Source organism: Arthrobacter sp. BF1, from assembly GCF_056680215.1.
In genome coordinates this window covers 1,219,697-1,236,082 of the sequence record NZ_CM155271.1, presented here as the reverse complement: position 1 = coordinate 1,236,082, position 16,386 = coordinate 1,219,697, and the positions used below count along the sequence as shown (strand labels likewise).

Below are 16,386 nucleotides of genomic sequence, written 5' to 3'. Positions count from 1 at the left end.
TAACTGCGAAACGGACACCTGACAGCCCTTGCGGGGGCCTCAAATGTCCGTTCGCTGCGGCGTTCTAGAGGTCGCGGATGGTCCGGAGGGCTGCGGCTGTGAGGACCTGGATACCCAGGCCCAGGGCACGTTCGTCCACGATGTAGTCCCCCCGGTGCAGGTCGTACTCCTCGCCGCCGGGAGTCTTGGTGCCCAGGCGCACCATGGCGCCGGGCAGTTCGGCAAGGAACCAGGCGAAATCCTCGCCGCCCATGGACTGCGGCGTCAACGTCACTGCGCTCTCGCCGAGTTCGGCGCGCGCCGCCGCCTCAATCAGCGCCGTCTCGTGCTCGGAGTTCACTACGGGCGGCACTCCCCGAGTGTGCTCCAGATGCACGTCCACGCCGTAGGGTGCGGCCACCTGCTGGACCACTTCGTCCAGGAGCTCGCCGGCATCGTGCCAAGCATCACGGTCGAGGCAGCGCATGGTGCCTGCCATGTAACCCGTTCCGGGAATGGCGTTCGGCGCGGATCCGGCGTTGATCTGGCCCCACACCACGGACACGCCGCTGCGGACATCCACCCGGCGGGACAGCACCGCGGGGACGTTGACAGCGATCTGGGCCAGGGCGAACACCAGGTCCTCGGTGAGGTGCGGCCGCGAAGTGTGGCCGCCGCGACCGCTCAGTTCGATCTTGATAGTGTCCGAAGCGGACGTAATGGCGCCGATGCGGGTACCGATGCGTCCGACGTCGATCCTCGGGTCGCAGTGCAGCGCAAAGATGCGCGGCACACCCTCCAGGACACCCTGCTCGATGCAGGACAGCGCGCCACCGGGCATGGTCTCCTCGGCCGGCTGGAAGATGATGCGCACAGTGCCGGCCAACGGTGACTCTTCGTTCATCTTCTGCAGAACAAGGGCGACGCCGAGCATGGTGGCGGTATGGACGTCATGACCGCAGGCGTGCGTGACGCCGTGGTTCTTCGAGGCGAACGGCAGCCCTGTTTCTTCGATGATCGGCAGGGCATCAATGTCGCCGCGAAGTGCCGTGGCAATCGGTCCTTCACCGATATCCACGGTGAGTCCGGTGCCCTCAAGCCGCCGCGGCGCGAGGCCCGCGGCTTCGAGGCGCTCCACCAGCTTGTCAGTAGTGCGGAACTCTTTGAAGGATAGCTCCGGGTGCGCATGAAGATCCCTGCGGAAATCGATCAGTTCCGGCAGGAGCGGCTCCAGCCACGGCCGCACTAATGTGGTGGGCTCGGCTTCAGTAGTGTAATTACGCACTCATTTACTCTAGCGAGCGACCGGGGAATAGCGTCATCAGCGTTGCAGAGTTACAACCCGCGCCCGGCCGGGACAGTCCCGGCCGGTTACAGAACGTCGGTGTCGCCGCTGGCCTTGAGCGCGTCAACAGCGCCCTTGACCCGCTGGGCGTGTTCCTTGGTGGTCACCAACAGGGCATCCCCGGTGTCCACAATGACCACGTCCTTAATACCGATCAGGGCAATCACACGCTTCGTATCGGAAACCACCACACCACTGGCGTTTTCGGTGAACACGCGCGCACCCTCTCCGATGACCGTGACGTCGTCAACTTCCCGCGCACTGTTGAGCCTGCCCACGGAAGCGAAATCACCGACGTCGTCCCAGCCGAAAGTACCCGGCACAACGGCCACGTCACCGGCGGCTGCGGCAGGTTCGGCCACCGCATAGTCGATCGCGATCTTGGGCAGCGTGGGCCAGACCCGGGCCGTGACGGCATCGCGGTCCGGAGTATCCCAGGCCTGGGCGATCTCGAGCAGGCCTTTATATAGCTCGGGCTGGTTGGCTTCAAGGTGCTTGAGCATGAGCGCCACGGGAGCCACGAACATGCCTGCATTCCAGACATACTCGCCACTGTCAACGTACTGCTGGGCAACTTCCTCGTCCGGCTTCTCCACAAACTCCACTACGGCCTGGGCGCTTGGCGCGCCGTCGATGTGGAGTTCCCGTCCGGCCCGGATGTAGCCGAAGCCGGTGGAAGGGTGGGTGGGCTTGATGCCAATGGTTACGATCTTGCCTGCGGCTGCCGTGTAAATGGCTTCGCGGACCGCTGCCTGGAAGAGGTTGTCCGGGCTGATCACCTGGTCCGCGGCGAACGAGCCCATGATGGTTTCCGGGTCGCGCTCGTGCAGGATGGCGGCGGCCAGGCCGATCGCTGCGCCGGAATCCTTAGGCTCGCTTTCGAGGACCAGGTCCGAGTCCTGCACTTCAGGCAGCTGGCGGCACACGGCGGCCCGGTGCGCAGTGCCGGTGACCACCAGGACGCGCCGGCCCGCGAGGGGCTCCAAGCGGTCGTAGGTGGCCCGCAGCAAAGTACTGCCGGACCCCGTGAGGTCGTGAAGGAATTTGGGAGCTGCTGCACGTGACAGGGGCCAGAGGCGGGTCCCCACTCCGCCTGCCGGAATCACCGCGATAAAACGGTCAAGGGGTGAAACCGGGCTTGTCAATTGGTCTGTACTCATCAGGGCCTACTTTAGCCGATCGGCCCCCGGGTCCCCGCTGTGGTGGTGTCATAAGGCGTTCGCCGGGCGGCCGCGTGTGGCCTTTGTCTCAATTAAAACCAAAACCCCGGCATTGCGGGGTCACCAAGTGGTTCCTAAATTGAATAAGCTGTTAGCGAAGCCTACATTTAGGCTCTGAGCTACGAGTGCTCTCGCAGCAGGCGTTCCCCCCGCGTGGATCTCATGCCAGCGCCGCTGTGTTGCAGGGAGGTTTATCAGTGCCGACGAAACCAGCTGGCACCTTGTACCGCGGCCGTGAAGGCATGTGGTCCTGGGTAGGACACCGTATTACCGGTGTAGTGATCTTTTTCTTCTTGTTGGTCCATGTGCTGGACACCTCATTGGTGCGAGTGTCCCCTGAGGCCTACACCGCAGTCATCGGTGCATACAAGAACCCCCTCATGGCCCTGGGTGAAACGGGCCTGGTTGCCGCCATTGTTTTCCATGCCTTCAACGGCCTGCGGATCATCGCGGTCGACTTCTGGAAGAAGGGCGCCAAGTACCAGCGCCAGATGCTGTGGACCGTCCTGGCCCTGTGGGTAGTTGTGATGGTCGGCTTCTCCATTCGCCACCTTTCCCTCGCTCTTGGAGGTCACTAAGACATGACTGCAACTATTGACAGCCCACGCAGCGGGAAGATCTCGCCGCAGTACCGCCGCACCGGCGGTTCCAAGGGCAACTTCGAAATGCTGGCGTGGCTGTTCATGCGTCTCTCCGGCATTGTGCTGGTGGTGCTGATCTTCGGCCACCTCTTCGTAAACCTCCTGGTGGGCGAAGGCATCCATGCCATCGACTTCGGATTTGTCGCCGGCAAGTGGGCGGACCCGTTCTGGCAGGTCTGGGACCTTGCCATGCTGTGGCTCGCCATGCTGCACGGCACCAACGGCGTCCGCACCATCATCAACGATTACGCCGAGAAGGATTCCACCCGCCTCGCGCTCAAGATCGTCCTGTACGCAGCCACTACCGTGATCATCGTCCTGGGCACCCTGGTGATTTTCACCTTCAACCCGTGCCCCGTCGTCGACGGTGTTCCCCTGCCCGGCGGCTTCTGCCCCGCGTAGCCACATCCCGGCCGTCGCCCACGGACCACGGCCTGAGTTTTGCGGTGCAGGTAACGCCTGCCCGTTGTTTTATTGCGAATTTTGAGAGAAAGAGCGCCCAAGTATGCAGGTCCATAAGTACGACGTCGTCATCGTCGGTGCCGGTGGCGCTGGCATGCGCGCCGCGATCGAGTCCGGTCAGCGCGCGCGCACAGCAGTACTGACCAAGCTCTACCCCACCCGCTCGCACACCGGTGCGGCGCAGGGTGGCATGTGTGCGGCCCTTGCCAACGTCGAGGAAGACAACTGGGAATGGCACACCTTCGACACCGTCAAGGGCGGCGACTACCTGGTTGACCAGGACGCTGCGGAGGTCATGGCGAAGGAAGCCATCGACGCCGTGCTGGACCTTGAGAAGATGGGCCTGCCGTTCAACCGCACGCCTGAAGGCCGGATTGACCAGCGTCGCTTCGGTGGCCACACCCGCGATCACGGCAAGGCTCCGGTCCGCCGCGCCTGCTACGCCGCCGACCGCACCGGCCACATGATCCTGCAGACGCTGTACCAAAACTGCGTCAAGCACAATGTGGAGTTCTACAACGAGTACTACGTCCTGGACCTGCTGACGGTCGAGGAAGACGCCGTCCGCGAAGACGGCACGCCGTACAAGCAGAAGCGCGTTGCCGGCGTTGTGTCCTACGACCTCGCCTCCGGTGAGCTGCACGTCTTCCAGGCCAAGTCCGTGGTGTTCGCCTCCGGCGGCGCGGGCAAGGTCTTCAAGACCACGTCCAACGCCCACACCCTGACCGGTGACGGCATGGGCATCGCCTTCCGCCGCGGCATCCCGCTGGAGGACATGGAGTTCTTCCAGTTCCACCCGACAGGCCTTGCCGGCCTGGGCATCCTGCTTTCCGAAGCAGCCCGCGGTGAGGGCGCCATCCTGCGCAACTCCGAGGGTGAGCGCTTCATGGAGCGCTACGCCCCCACCATCAAGGACCTTGCACCGCGTGACATCGTGGCCCGTTCCATGGCCAACGAAGTCCGCGAAGGCCGCGGCTGTGGCCCGAACAAGGACTACGTCCTCCTGGACCTGACCCACCTGGAGCCGGCGCACATCGACGCCAAGCTGCCGGACATCACCGAGTTTGCCCGCACCTACCTTGGTGTGGAGCCTTACACGGAGCCGGTTCCCGTGTTCCCGACGGCCCACTACGCCATGGGCGGCATTCCCACGAACATCACCGCCGAGGTCCTGCAGGACAACGACACCGTGATTCCGGGCCTCTACGCCGCCGGTGAGGTTGCCTGCGTGTCCGTCCACGGTTCCAACCGCCTCGGCACCAACTCGCTGCTGGACATCAACGTGTTCGGCAAGCGCGCCGGCATTGCAGCGGCTGAATACTCCAAGACCGCCGACTTCGTGGAACTCCCCGAAGACCCGGAGGCCTACACCATCGACCTGCTGAACATTGCCCGCAACGGCACCGGCGACGAAAAGGTGGCCCTGATCCGCAAGGACCTGCAGGACACCATGGACGCCAACATGCAGGTGTTCCGCACCGCAGACACGCTGAACCAGGTTCTGCGCGACATCGAGTCCTTCGAAGCGCGCTACAAGAACATCAGCGTCCAGGACAAGGGCAAGCGCTTCAACCTGGACCTGCTTGAGGCCGTTGAGCTTGGCTTCCTGCTGGAGCTGGCGAAGGTCATGACCGTTGCGGCCCTGCACCGTGAGGAATCCCGCGGCGGACACTTCCGCGAGGACTTCCCGGACCGGAACGACGAGAAATTCATGAAGCACTCCATGGCGTACAAGGACGACCACGCACCGGCGGACGGTTCCGCTGAGTCGATCGCGGGCATCCGACTTGCCACCAAACCGGTGGTCTTTACGCGCTACGAGCCGATGGTGAGGAAGTACTAAGATGACCGCTGAACTCGCTGAGCCAGCCTCAAAGATCGAACTGCCCGCCGGCGTCGGCGGGGGCGGGGATATCCCTTCCTTCGACGTCACGCTGCGCGTGCGCCGCTACAACCCCGAGGTGTCCGAGGACGCCACTTGGGATGACTTCAAGGTGACCATGTACGGCACGGACCGCGTGCTGGATGCCCTGCACAAGGTCAAATGGGAAATTGACGGCAGTGTCTCATTCCGCCGTTCCTGCGCCCACGGTGTCTGCGGTTCCGATGCCATGCGCATCAACGGCCGTAACCGCCTGGCCTGCAAGACCCTCCTGAAGGACCTGGACACGTCCAAGCCCATCACCGTTGAGCCCATCAAGGGCCTGCCGGTGGAGAAGGACCTGATCGTGGACATGGAGCCGTTCTTCCAGTCGTTCCGCGAAGTCATGCCCTTCCTGATCAACAAGGGTCACGAGCCCACCAAGGAACGCCTGCAGTCCGCGGAGGACCGTGAGCGTTTCGACGACACCACCAAGTGCATCCTGTGCGCCGCGTGCACGTCCTCATGCCCCGTGTTCTGGACCGATGGCCAGTACTTCGGCCCGGCCGCGATCGTCAACGCACACCGCTTCATCTTCGATTCCCGTGATGACGCCGGCGATATGCGCCTGGAAATCCTCAATGACAAGGAAGGCGTGTGGCGCTGCCGCACCACCTTCAACTGCACCGAAGCCTGCCCGCGTGGCATCCAGGTGACCCAGGCAATCGCCGAGGTCAAGCAGGCAATCCTCTCCCGCAAGATCTAATTTCAGTTTTTGCGTACGACGGCGTCTCTCACCTTTGTGGTGACAGGCGCCGTCGTGGTTTAACTCATGACGGCACCCACGAAAGCAGCACACGATGTCCCGTTCCGAAAAAGTCAGCTTCGAAGGCTCCACCGGTGAAATCCTGTCCGGCATCATCGACGTGCCGGAGGGACCGGTGCGGGGCTGGGGTTTGTTCTCCCACGGCTTCACGCTGGGCAAGGACAGCCCGTCGGCTTCGCGGATGTGCAAAGCCCTGGCTGACACCGGGATAGGCATGCTGCGCTTCGACAACCTGGGGCTGGGCGAGTCCGCAGGCCACTGGTCGGAGGGCTCGTTCAGCCATAAAGTTGCGGACACCGTGAAGGCAGCGGAGTTCATGCGTGCCCAGGGCAAGGCCATCTCCCTGCTGGTGGGCCATTCCTTCGGCGGTGCCGCCGTGCTGTCCGCCGCCAGACAGATTCCCGAACTCGACGCCGTCGCTACCGTGGGTGCCCCGTTCTCGCCCAAGCACGTGGCGCACGTGTTCGACGCCGCCTTGGACAAGATCCTCAGTGAAGGCAGCGCGGAGGTGGACCTCGGCGGGAAACGGGTGGAAATCCGCAAGCACTTTGTGGAGGACCTGGAGAACGCCGACCTCACGGACTGCATCCGGCAGCTGCACAAGCCGCTGATGGTGCTGCACTCCCCCACCGACAACACCGTGGGCATCGAGAACGCCAGCACCATCTTCCAAACCGCGCGCCACCCGCGGAATTTCATCTCGCTCGAAGGCAGCGACCACCTCCTGACCGGCAAAGGCCAGGCGGCCCGCGCCGCCCGGATTATTTCTGCCTGGGCCGACCAATACCTCGACGCCGCGCACTCGTAACAGCACCGGCGTCGTGCTCCACGGGAGTCTTGCCGGGCTGGATGTGGCGGGAGCCCCACAGCGCCTTGTCGTGTCCGGCGGCCACGCTCTTGAGGTCCTCGTCACGGATGGCTGACCAGGCTGCCGAAACCAGGTAGACCTGACTGACGAGGTTGAACCAGATCAGCAGCCCGATGATGATGGCGAACGGCGCCAGGATGGGGTTCCGGCCGGCGCCCGCGAGCAGCTCTGTGCTGAACACCTGAAGGATGGTGGTGCCCACCGCCGCCAGGACGGTCCCCTCAAGCAGGGCACGCCGGGACAGCTTGAGCCCGCCCGCCAGCCGGAACATGACGACGGCGGTCACCCAGCTCAGGACCAGCGGCACACCGATCTTGATCAGCGTGGTCAACGGACCAGCGACGGCAGGGTCCAGCCGCAGAAAGTCGCTGACCCAGCCAGCTGCCGTGCCGAACACCAGGGATGCTCCCGCACTGATGACCAGGGCAACTCCCAGAAGCAGCAGGGTGCCGGCGTCCCGCAGCTTCATCAGGATGATGTTCATTTTAAGCGGCGGTAGTTCCACCACCCCGCGAAGGCCGTCGCGGAGCCCAGCGATCCACCCCAGGGACGTGATGACCGTGACCACAGCCGCGATCACGGCTGTCCAACCCAGTCCGTCCGGGTTCAGCAGGTCCTTGGGATCAACCAGTCCGGCCCCGCCGTTGACTTTTAGAAGGCCGGGCGCACTCTTTGCCACACTGGCGATGATGGTGTCCAGGAGGGCAGGCTGGCCCCGCAGCACCAGGCCGGCAATGGAGAACCCGGTGGCCAGCAGGCCGGTAATGGAGAAGAACATGTTGAACCCGATGCCGGCGCTCATGAGCGGGCCGTGCTGGAGGGTGTAGTGCTGCCACGCGCGCATGGGCCGGAAGGCACTAAGCCGGGCGAGCAGCCATTGGACCATGGCCATCAGGCTGGCCAGCGGGCCGCCGTCGGACCTTCTGACTTTGCCCCAATCCATCCTTTTTTGGATGACAGCCAGCTTCAGGCGGGCCTGTTCAGTGGGAAGCGGTGGCTCCGTTTGCGTCGGCGTCCGTTTTGGTGCCGCGGGTCCCGCCGTCGTCGTCAGTTTCGGTCCCAAAGTCCAACTCTTCCCGTAGCTGCCAGATGCCGTCAGCATCGTGCTCGTAGAGTCCCATGCTAACCACAGGGAAGGTGGCCTTGTAGCTTTCGAGTACCGTTTCGGCCTCATCGAGGCTCTCCGGGGCAACATCGTGGGCGATGGTGACATGGGGATGGTACGAAAACGGCAGATCCCGTTGGAGTGGACCGGTCTGGAGTTTCGCATGCAGGTCCACGCAATCGTCGAAGCCCTCTTCAACCTTGATGTAAACCACCGGGGAGACTGGCCGGAAAGTCCCCGTGCCGGAGATCGTCACCATGAACGGGGCCTGGTTGCGCGCCACTTCGTGGACGTGGGCGCGGGTTGCTTCCCAGTCGTCGGTGGGGGTGGTGGTGACCAGCGTGATGTGGGCAGGGACCACCCCGGCCATCGGATCACCGAACGAGGCCCGCCACCGCTGCAGTTCCGCCGCGATGGCAGGCGGGAACCCGAGAATGACGCCGACGCTCATTCCTTCGCTGACAGTCCGTGCGGCCGGCATGGCTCTAGCGGACTCCGGCCAGGTGCAGCGAGGGCAGGAAGCCCATCCGCTCGTAGACCTGGCTGAGCGTCACGGAGGCGATCTCACGGGCACGTTCCGCGCCCTGGGCAAGCAGCCGGTCCAGCTCGGCCGGGTCCGCCATCAGCTCGTTGGTGCGGTTCCGCAACGGAGTGATGAAGTCCACCATCACCTCGGCGAGGTCCACCTTCAAGTGGCCGTACATCTTGCCCTGGTATTCGGCCTCGAGCTCCGCCACCGATTTGCCGGTGAGGGAGGAATAAATGGTCAGCAGGTTGGAGACGCCCGGCTTCTCTTCGAGGTCAAAGCGGATCTCCGTGCCGGTATCCGTCACCGCCGTCTTGATGCGCTTGGCGGCGACCTTCGGGTCCTCCAGGAGCTGGATGGAGCCGTTGGGCGACTCCCCCGTTTTCGACATCTTGGCGGTGGGGTTCTGCAGGTCGTAAATCTTCGCGCTTTCCTTGAGGATGGTGGCCTCAGGCACGGTGAAGGTCTCGCCGAAACGGGTGTTAAACCGCTGGGCCAGGTTCCGGGTCAGCTCCAGGTGCTGGCGCTGGTCCTCACCCACCGGCACCAGGTCGGTCTGGTATAGCAGGATATCGGCGGCCATCAGGGTGGGGTACGCGAACAGTCCCAGCGTGGCGGCATCGGCGCCGGCCTTCTGGGTTTTGTCCTTGAACTGCGTCATGCGGGAGGCTTCGCCGAACCCCGTGATGCAGTTCAGCGCCCAGGCGAGCTGCGCATGTTCCGGGACGTGGGACTGGACGAAGAAAATGCACTTGTCCGGGTCGATGCCGGCGGCGATGTACTGGGCTGCCACCACGCGGGTGCGGTTGCTCAGTTCCGCCGGGTCGAAGTCCACGGTGATGGCGTGGAGGTCGGGGATGAAAAAGACGGCGTCGTAAGCGGACTGCATGTCCACCCAGTTGCGGACTGCGCCGATGTAGTTGCCCAGGTGCAGGGAGTCGGCTGTCGGCTTCGCGCCGGAAAGGATGCGCTTGCGGCCGTGTGAGGGTGAGCTGGTCATTCGTTCGAACCTTAAGATTTAGAGCCGGTAGTCCACTACCAGCGGGGCATGGTCAGAGAAGCGCGTGTGCCACGAGGGCGCCCGGTCCACAACGGCCGAGAAGGCGGCAGCGGCGAGGTCCGGGGTGGCCAGGTGGTAATCGATGCGCCAACCGGTGTCGTTATCGAACGCCTGGCCACGCTGTGACCACCAGGTGTAGGGGCCGTCCACGTCGCCTGCCAGGCCCCGATGGACATCCTTCCAACCGATGTCTTCGCCGAAGAAGCGGTCAAAATACGCACGCTCGTCCGGCAGGAAGCCTGCCTTCTTGACGTTGCCCTTCCAGTTCTTGATGTCCCGTTCGGTGTGGCCAACGTTGAGGTCGCCAACCACCAGGGCGTGATCGCTGTGCTTGGTGAGCTCCGGCAGGCGGGTGCTCATGACATCCAGGAACCTGTACTTGTCCACCTGCTTGGGGGTTCCCACTTCGCCGGAGTGCACGTAGGCGCTGGCAACGGTCAGCTGGACAGGTGCTCCGCTGGCGTCCGTCAGCCGGAAATCGGCTTCCACCCAGCGGCCGGCGGTGGCGAAGTAGTCATCGCCTATGCCGTTGCGGGTGTACAGGGGTTCTTCGCGGGACGCAATGGCGACGCCGGCGCGGCCTTTGGCTTCCGCCTCGGCGTGCAGGATGTGCCAGCCGTCGCCGAGCAGCTGACGGACGATCGCGTCAGGTGCCCGGACCTCCTGGAGGCAGAGAATGTCCACGTCGCGAGGCTCCAGCCAGGCCGCCATGCCGTTCTTATAGGCAGCCCGGAGGCCGTTGACGTTGACTGATGCGATGCGAAGGTGATCCTTCTTCAATGCCGAACTCACCCGCACCACTCTAGTCGATGATGGTTCCGCTGACCGGGTCCCCGGTGCTGCCGGCGGAGCGGATCATGTCCCGGGCGTTCGTTGCGGTGATCTCGATGGTCTCCAGCGCCCGGCGGATGGTGTCCTGGTCCGCGGCCTCCCCCTTGGCCCGTTCCTGCTCCACCACCCGGATCTGCACCTGCACGATCTTGAAGGAGTGGTCCAGCTTGAGGTCCCGGACCTCGCCCGCCCCGGTCCGCTCGGACACCACCCGGGTGCCGCCGTGGTCAGCAGAGGCCGACGACGGTGCGCGGCCGGCAGCGCTGTTGAAGGCGTTCTGGGCTTCCGTCAGTTTGGCGCCTGCCTTTTTGGCGGCCTTCTGGATGCTGAACACCACGAAGCAGGCGAGCGCCAGCCAGAAGGCGGCAATGACCGCCACAACCCAGCCCACGACGTCGTTCTGGTTGGCGGCGAAGATCACGGCAACCAGGAAGGCGATGATAAAAACCATCATCCCCGGCCCGCTGATCCGGAGCATGGAGAAGCCGCCCTTGGACCGGCCGGACGGAGAGTGAGGGTTACCCAGAGATTGCATGGGTCCATTGTCTCAAACGCCGCGGCCCCCTTTGCGCACCTTCCACCCCCGGCGAACACCCCCTCTCCCCAAGGGCTGGGGCTACTTCAGGAACAGCTTCCGCAGCCGCACTGTGGTGAGCAGCATGCCCAGCGCGATCATCAGCAGGTAATACCCGATATGGATCGCGGTGGCCGGGGTAAACACACCCACGCTGATCTGGCGGAGCAGCTCTACCCCGTGCCAGAGCGGCATGGCCTGGATGAGCCACTGGATGTATTGCGGGTAGACGCTGAGCGGGTAGAAGGTGGCGCTGAAGAGGAACATCGGCAGCATGATGAAGTTGATCCAGTCCATCTGCTGGAAGGTCTTCAGGAAGCTGGTGATGCCCATCCCCAGGCTGGCGAATCCGAAGGCGATGAGTAAGGACGCCGGAATCATCAGGATGGCCCAGGGTGTGGTGATCAAACCCATCAGACCCATCACCGCGGTGAACCCGGTGGCGTACATCAGGCCGCGCAGGAGCGCCAGGAAGATCTCGCCAAGCGCGACGTCCAGCGGGCCGAGGGAGGTGTACAGCATGCCCTGGTAAAGCTTGGCGAAATTCATCTTGAAGAACACGTTCCAGGTGGAGTCGTACACCGCACCGTTCATTGCGGACACGGCCAGCAGCGCAGGCGCAATGTAGGCGGCGTAGCTGATTTCCGTTCCGTCGGGCCCTTGTACGGCGCCCACAATGGCGCCCAGGCCCACGCCCATGGAGATCAGGAACAGCACGGGCTCAAAGAAGCCGGACAGCATCACCAGCCAGTTGGTGCTCCTGGTGGCCATCAGTCCGCGCGAGACCACGGCTTTGGCGTTGCGGGAATACAGCGGACCGAACGTCCTGTTCCGCGCCTCCTCCGTGACGCTGTGGCGGGTGCCGGTGCTCATTGGCCCAACCTCCGGATGAACTGGCGCTTCGTAAGAATCCAGCCGAGCGCCGTGAGGGCCACGAGCACCACAACGTGCACCAGGGTGAGGACCGGCGGTTCCTGATAGCCGTAGCTGACAGCCCGGCCCAGCTCGGTGCCGTGCCAGATCGGTGAGATCCAGCCGATCCAACGGACCCCCAAGGGCAGCGAGTCCAGAGGGAAGAACGTTCCGGAGAAGAGGAAGAGCGGCATCACGATGAAGCGCATCACCAGGGCGAACTGGCCCTTTTCATCCTTGATCGACGCCGAGTAGGCCATCAGCGGCAAGCCGAAGGCCAGCCCGGCGAGGGTGGCCACCGCGATGCCCGCCCAGCCCCAGCCGGACGGCGAGGCTCCAAACAGTGCCACGGCCGCGAAATAGATGGCGGACTGCAGCAGCAAGCGCAGCGTCACAGCCATGACCTGCCCGGCGGCAATTTGTTGCGGGGTGAGCGGGGACGCGTGCGGCCCGTAATAGGTCCGGCGCCATTTGAACCCGTCCATCACAGGGAAGGTGAACTCGTTGGCGGCGGACATGACCGCGGCGGAGACCAGCAGCGCCGGCGCAATGAAGGCCAGGTAGCTGACCCCGCCGAAGGCTCCCGCATCCTCGGCGTCCACCAGCGTGGCCAGCCCCACGCCCATGGCGAACAGGTAGGCCACGGGTTGCCCCACGCTGTACATCAGGATTGACCAGCCGTAGCCCTTCATGACGCGGAGGACCTGTTCCGCGTAGTAAAACGCACCCCAGCGGCGCGCCCTCGCCGCGGAGATCTCCGGTGCGTGAGCCCGTTCAGTCAACGAGGCTCCTGCCGGTAAGACGCAGGAAGACGTCCTCCAAAGACGACCGGCGCACCAAGGAGGTCACCGGCCGGAGGCCACGGGAAGATACCTGCTCAAGGGCGGCCTCACCGTCGTGCGCGTAAATCAGCACCCGGTCCGGGAGTGCCTCGAGGCGGTCGCCGATCCCTTGGAGCTCAGGGCCGATGAGGGCGTTTCGTTCGGAGCCAAAGCGCAATTCCAGCACTTCCCTGGTGGAGTGCTCGCGGATGAGCTGGGCGGGCGATCCCTCGGCCATGATCCTGCCCTTGTCCACCACGATCAGCCGGTCGCACAGCTGCTCGGCTTCATCCATGTAGTGCGTGGTCAGGATCAGGGTGACGCCCTGCTCCTTGAGGCGGAAGAGGCGGTCCCACAGGGTGTGCCGCGCCTGCGGGTCCAACCCGGTGGTGGGTTCGTCCAGCAGCAGGATGCGCGGCTCGTTGATCAGCGACCGCGCAATGGTCAGGCGCCGTTTCATGCCGCCGGACAGCGCGTCCACCTTGGATTTGGCCTTGTCCGTGAGCTGGGCGAACTCCAGCAGCTCGTCAGCCTTCGGCCGGAGATAGCTCATGGGCAGGCCAAAGTAGCGCCCATAGACCAGCAGGTTGTCGCGGACCCGCAGCTCCTCGTCCAGGTTGTCCTGCTGCGGCACCACGCCCAGGAGAGCGCGGACCTCCGGCCCGTGACTGTCCGGATCCAGGCCCATGATGCTGAGTTTCCCGGACGTGCGCTGCGTGACCGCGCCGATCATCTTCATGGTGGTGGATTTGCCCGCACCGTTCGGGCCGAGCAGGCCGAAGGACTCCCCTGCCGGCACGCTGAACGAAATCCCGTCGACGGCGGTGACGTCGCCATACGTCTTACGCAGGTCCTCCGCGGAGATGACCGCTGCCTGCCGGGCGGGAAGGCCGCCGGAAGTGGTGGAGGACACGATGGCTTTGTTGCGCACCCTCCGCAGACTAATGGAGCGCCCATGAATGCGAAAGGGGACCTGCACTTGGTCCCTTAACGGCCGACGGCGGCCCGCACCTCGAGTGAAAAAGGTGCGGGCCGCCGTCGGGCGTTGCTTAGCGCGGCGGAACTACGCGGTTCCGGAACCGCTTTTCTGTGCCAATTGGCGTTCCGCGGCTTCGACCACGTTGGTCATCAGCAGCGCCACAGTCATGGGACCGACGCCGCCGGGGTTCGGCGAAATCCAGCCGGCTACCTCGGCGGCAGCAGGTTCGATATCGCCGTGGACCTTGCTCTTGCCCGTCTCAGTATCGGTTTCACGCGTGACCCCAACGTCGAGCAGCGCGGCACCGGGCTTGACGTCCGCGGCCTTGACGATGTGCTTGACGCCCGCGGCGCCCACGATGACGTCCGCCTCCCGCAGCAGCTCCGAGAGGTTCTCGGTGCCCGTGTGCGTCAGCGTTACGGTGGCGTTCACGGACCGGCGGGTGAGCAGCAGGCCGATGGTACGGCCGACCGTGACACCGCGCCCGACCACCACAACGTGCTTGCCGGCGAGGCTGTAGCCGTTCCGCTCCAGCAGCTCGATGACGCCGCGGGGCGTGCACGGCAGCGGCGTGGTGATTTCGCCGCTGACGTTCAGCACCAGCCGGCCAAGGTTGGTCGGGTGCAGGCCGTCAGCATCCTTGGCGGGGTCAATCCGCTCCAGGATGGCGTCAGTATCCAAATGCTTGGGCAGCGGCAGCTGCACGATGTACCCGTGGCAGGCGGGGTCCGCATTGAGTTCGTCAATGAGGGCCTCCACCTGGGCCTGGGTGGCATCCGCCGGCAGCTCACGCTGCATCGAGTTCATCCCGATCGCCGCTGACTGTTTGTGTTTCATGGACACGTAGAGCTGCGAGGCAGGGTCCGCGCCCACAAGAACGGTGGCAATGCCCGGGACAACGCCTTGGGCTTTCAGTGCCGCGACACGCTCGACGAGCTCAGACTTGATGGCTGCGGAGGCTGCTTTGCCGTCAAGAATCTTGGCAGTCTGGGTCTTAGTCATGGATCACCACTGCTCGTGCTGCGGGTACAGCGGGAAGTCGGCGGCGAGCTTGTCCACGCGGGACTGCAGGGCTTCAACGTCCGTGGCGGAGCCGGCCTTGAGTGCGGTGGCGATGATCTCGGCCACCTCGGTGAATTCCGCTGCGCCGAAGCCGCGGGTGGCCAGGGCGGGGGTGCCGATGCGCAGCCCGGAGGTGACCATCGGCGGCCGCGGGTCGAACGGAACGGCGTTGCGGTTCACGGTGATGCCCACGGAATGTAGGAGGTCTTCTGCCTGCTGGCCGTCCAGCTGCGAGTTGCGCAGGTCCACCAGGACCAGGTGCACATCGGTGCCGCCGGTGAGGACCGAGACGCCCGCTTCGGCGACGTCGGCCTGGTTGAGGCGGTCCGCAATGATCTTGGCGCCTTCGAGGACGCGCTCCTGGCGTTCCTTGAACTCCTCCGTGCCGGCGATCTTGAAGGCCACGGCCTTGGCGGCGATGACATGCATCAGAGGGCCGCCCTGCTGGCCCGGGAAGACGTTGGAGTTGATCTTCTTGGCCCACTCCTGCTTCGCCAGGATCACACCTGAGCGCGGACCGGCGAGGGTCTTATGCACGGTGGAGGTAACGACGTCGGAGTGCGGAACCGGGCTCGGGTGCAGGCCTGCTGCAACCAGACCGGCGAAGTGCGCCATGTCGGTCCAGAGCAGCGCGCCCACCTCATCGGCGATGGAGCGGAAGGCTGCGAAGTCAAGGTGGCGCGGGTACGCGGACCAGCCGGCGATGATGACCTGCGGCTTTTCGGCGATGGCCTGTTCGCGGAGCTTGTCCATGTCCACGCGGAAGTTGTCTTCCTCCACCTGGTAGGCAGCCACGTTGTACAGCTTGCCGGAGAAGTTCAGCTTCATGCCGTGGGTCAGGTGGCCGCCGTGGGCCAGGGACAGGCCCAGGATCTTGTCACCGGGAGTGATCATGGCGGACAGTGCTGCAGCGTTGGCCTGCGCACCGGAGTGCGGCTGGACGTTGGCATATTCGGCGCCGAACAGTGCCTTGACGCGGTCGATCGCCAACTGCTCGGCGATGTCCACATATTCGCAGCCACCGTAGTAGCGGCGGCCCGGGTAACCCTCGGCGTACTTGTTGGTCAGGACCGAGCCCTGGGCTTCCATCACAGCGCGCGGCGCGAAGTTTTCGGAGGCGATCATTTCCAGGGTGCCGCGCTGGCGGCCAAGTTCCTGGTCGAGGACTGCAGCGATCTCGGGATCCAGCTCGGCCAGCGACTGATTGCTGACGGCGGTTGTTGTGGTGGCGGTAGTAGTCACGAAAAACTCCTGGCTAGGGATACGGGCACTGCTAAGGTCAGGCTACCGGCTGGCGCGCACAACCGCCCCTAA

At 64.4% G+C, this 16,386-nt stretch carries 17 protein-coding genes; 5 read left to right on the top strand and 12 right to left on the bottom strand.

Annotated elements, in window-relative coordinates; translation table 11 throughout:
- Positions 1-64: 64 nt before the first annotated feature.
- Both AC1MCD_RS05930 and AC1MCD_RS05925 read right to left on the bottom strand, forming a co-directional pair.
- Positions 65-1,264 carry an amidohydrolase gene (locus AC1MCD_RS05930; protein WP_498676755.1) on the bottom strand — a complete coding sequence of 400 codons (1,200 nt, stop codon included), beginning with the start codon at positions 1,262-1,264 and terminating at the stop codon, positions 65-67.
- An 86-nt stretch (positions 1,265-1,350) separates the two neighbouring features.
- Complete coding sequence (locus AC1MCD_RS05925; protein WP_498676753.1) at positions 1,351-2,484, bottom strand: mannose-1-phosphate guanylyltransferase; 1,134 nt, start codon at positions 2,482-2,484, stop codon at positions 1,351-1,353.
- A 302-nt stretch (positions 2,485-2,786) separates the two neighbouring features.
- Here AC1MCD_RS05925 and sdhC point away from each other — a divergent pair, with 302 nt between their 5' ends.
- The 5 genes from sdhC to AC1MCD_RS05900 all read left to right on the top strand — a co-directional run bounded on the left by sdhC (position 2,787) and on the right by AC1MCD_RS05900 (position 7,142).
- Entirely contained in the window at positions 2,787-3,122 is a 336-nt protein-coding gene (sdhC, locus tag AC1MCD_RS05920) for a succinate dehydrogenase, cytochrome b556 subunit (RefSeq protein ID WP_056347392.1), read from the top strand.
- 3 nt (positions 3,123-3,125) lie between these two features.
- Positions 3,126-3,587, top strand: coding sequence for a succinate dehydrogenase hydrophobic membrane anchor subunit (locus tag AC1MCD_RS05915; protein ID WP_498676752.1), 462 nt, complete (start codon positions 3,126-3,128; stop codon positions 3,585-3,587).
- Between the two features lie 103 nt (positions 3,588-3,690).
- On the top strand, positions 3,691-5,490 hold the full coding sequence (gene sdhA / locus AC1MCD_RS05910) for a succinate dehydrogenase flavoprotein subunit (RefSeq protein WP_498676751.1): 1,800 nt from the start codon (positions 3,691-3,693) through the stop codon (positions 5,488-5,490).
- A 1-nt stretch (position 5,491) separates the two neighbouring features.
- On the top strand, positions 5,492-6,274 hold the full coding sequence (locus AC1MCD_RS05905) for a succinate dehydrogenase iron-sulfur subunit (RefSeq protein WP_498676749.1): 783 nt from the start codon (positions 5,492-5,494) through the stop codon (positions 6,272-6,274).
- 94 nt (positions 6,275-6,368) lie between these two features.
- The gene (locus AC1MCD_RS05900; protein WP_498676748.1) at positions 6,369-7,142 is read left to right on the top strand and encodes an alpha/beta hydrolase family protein; all 774 of its coding nucleotides are present in this window, start codon (positions 6,369-6,371) and stop codon (positions 7,140-7,142) included.
- On the opposite strand, the gene AC1MCD_RS05895 is transcribed toward AC1MCD_RS05900, so the two are convergent.
- The 10 genes from AC1MCD_RS05895 to glyA all read right to left on the bottom strand — a co-directional run bounded on the left by AC1MCD_RS05895 (position 7,096) and on the right by glyA (position 16,314).
- A complete protein-coding gene (locus AC1MCD_RS05895) occupies positions 7,096-8,145 on the bottom strand; it encodes a YihY/virulence factor BrkB family protein (protein WP_498676745.1) in 1,050 nt (349 codons plus the stop codon). The two genes, AC1MCD_RS05900 and AC1MCD_RS05895, sit on opposite strands and share 47 nt — an antisense overlap.
- A gap of 37 nt (positions 8,146-8,182) precedes the next feature.
- Positions 8,183-8,788 (bottom strand): 2'-5' RNA ligase family protein, encoded by a 606-nt coding sequence (locus AC1MCD_RS05890; protein WP_498676740.1) that lies wholly within the window; start codon positions 8,786-8,788, stop codon positions 8,183-8,185.
- Between the two features lie 4 nt (positions 8,789-8,792).
- Complete coding sequence (gene trpS / locus AC1MCD_RS05885) at positions 8,793-9,833, bottom strand: tryptophan--tRNA ligase (RefSeq protein WP_498676739.1); 1,041 nt, start codon at positions 9,831-9,833, stop codon at positions 8,793-8,795.
- A gap of 18 nt (positions 9,834-9,851) precedes the next feature.
- Positions 9,852-10,685 carry an exodeoxyribonuclease III gene (locus AC1MCD_RS05880; RefSeq protein WP_498676738.1) on the bottom strand — a complete coding sequence of 278 codons (834 nt, stop codon included), beginning with the start codon at positions 10,683-10,685 and terminating at the stop codon, positions 9,852-9,854.
- Between the two features lie 10 nt (positions 10,686-10,695).
- Complete coding sequence (locus AC1MCD_RS05875) at positions 10,696-11,259, bottom strand: hypothetical protein (RefSeq protein WP_498676736.1); 564 nt, start codon at positions 11,257-11,259, stop codon at positions 10,696-10,698.
- A gap of 81 nt (positions 11,260-11,340) precedes the next feature.
- Positions 11,341-12,171 (bottom strand): ABC transporter permease, encoded by an 831-nt coding sequence (locus AC1MCD_RS05870; RefSeq protein ID WP_498676735.1) that lies wholly within the window; start codon positions 12,169-12,171, stop codon positions 11,341-11,343.
- Entirely contained in the window at positions 12,168-12,992 is an 825-nt protein-coding gene (locus AC1MCD_RS05865) for an ABC transporter permease (protein WP_498676733.1), read from the bottom strand. The genes AC1MCD_RS05870 and AC1MCD_RS05865 overlap by 4 nt, the downstream gene beginning before the upstream one ends.
- The gene (locus AC1MCD_RS05860) at positions 12,985-13,944 is read right to left on the bottom strand and encodes an ABC transporter ATP-binding protein (protein ID WP_498678193.1); all 960 of its coding nucleotides are present in this window, start codon (positions 13,942-13,944) and stop codon (positions 12,985-12,987) included. The genes AC1MCD_RS05865 and AC1MCD_RS05860 overlap by 8 nt, the downstream gene beginning before the upstream one ends.
- Positions 13,945-14,094: 150 nt before the next feature.
- On the bottom strand, positions 14,095-15,012 hold the full coding sequence (locus tag AC1MCD_RS05855; protein ID WP_498676730.1) for a bifunctional methylenetetrahydrofolate dehydrogenase/methenyltetrahydrofolate cyclohydrolase: 918 nt from the start codon (positions 15,010-15,012) through the stop codon (positions 14,095-14,097).
- 3 nt (positions 15,013-15,015) lie between these two features.
- Complete coding sequence (glyA, locus tag AC1MCD_RS05850) at positions 15,016-16,314, bottom strand: serine hydroxymethyltransferase (protein ID WP_498676728.1); 1,299 nt, start codon at positions 16,312-16,314, stop codon at positions 15,016-15,018.
- Between the last annotated feature and the right edge of the window lie 72 nt (positions 16,315-16,386).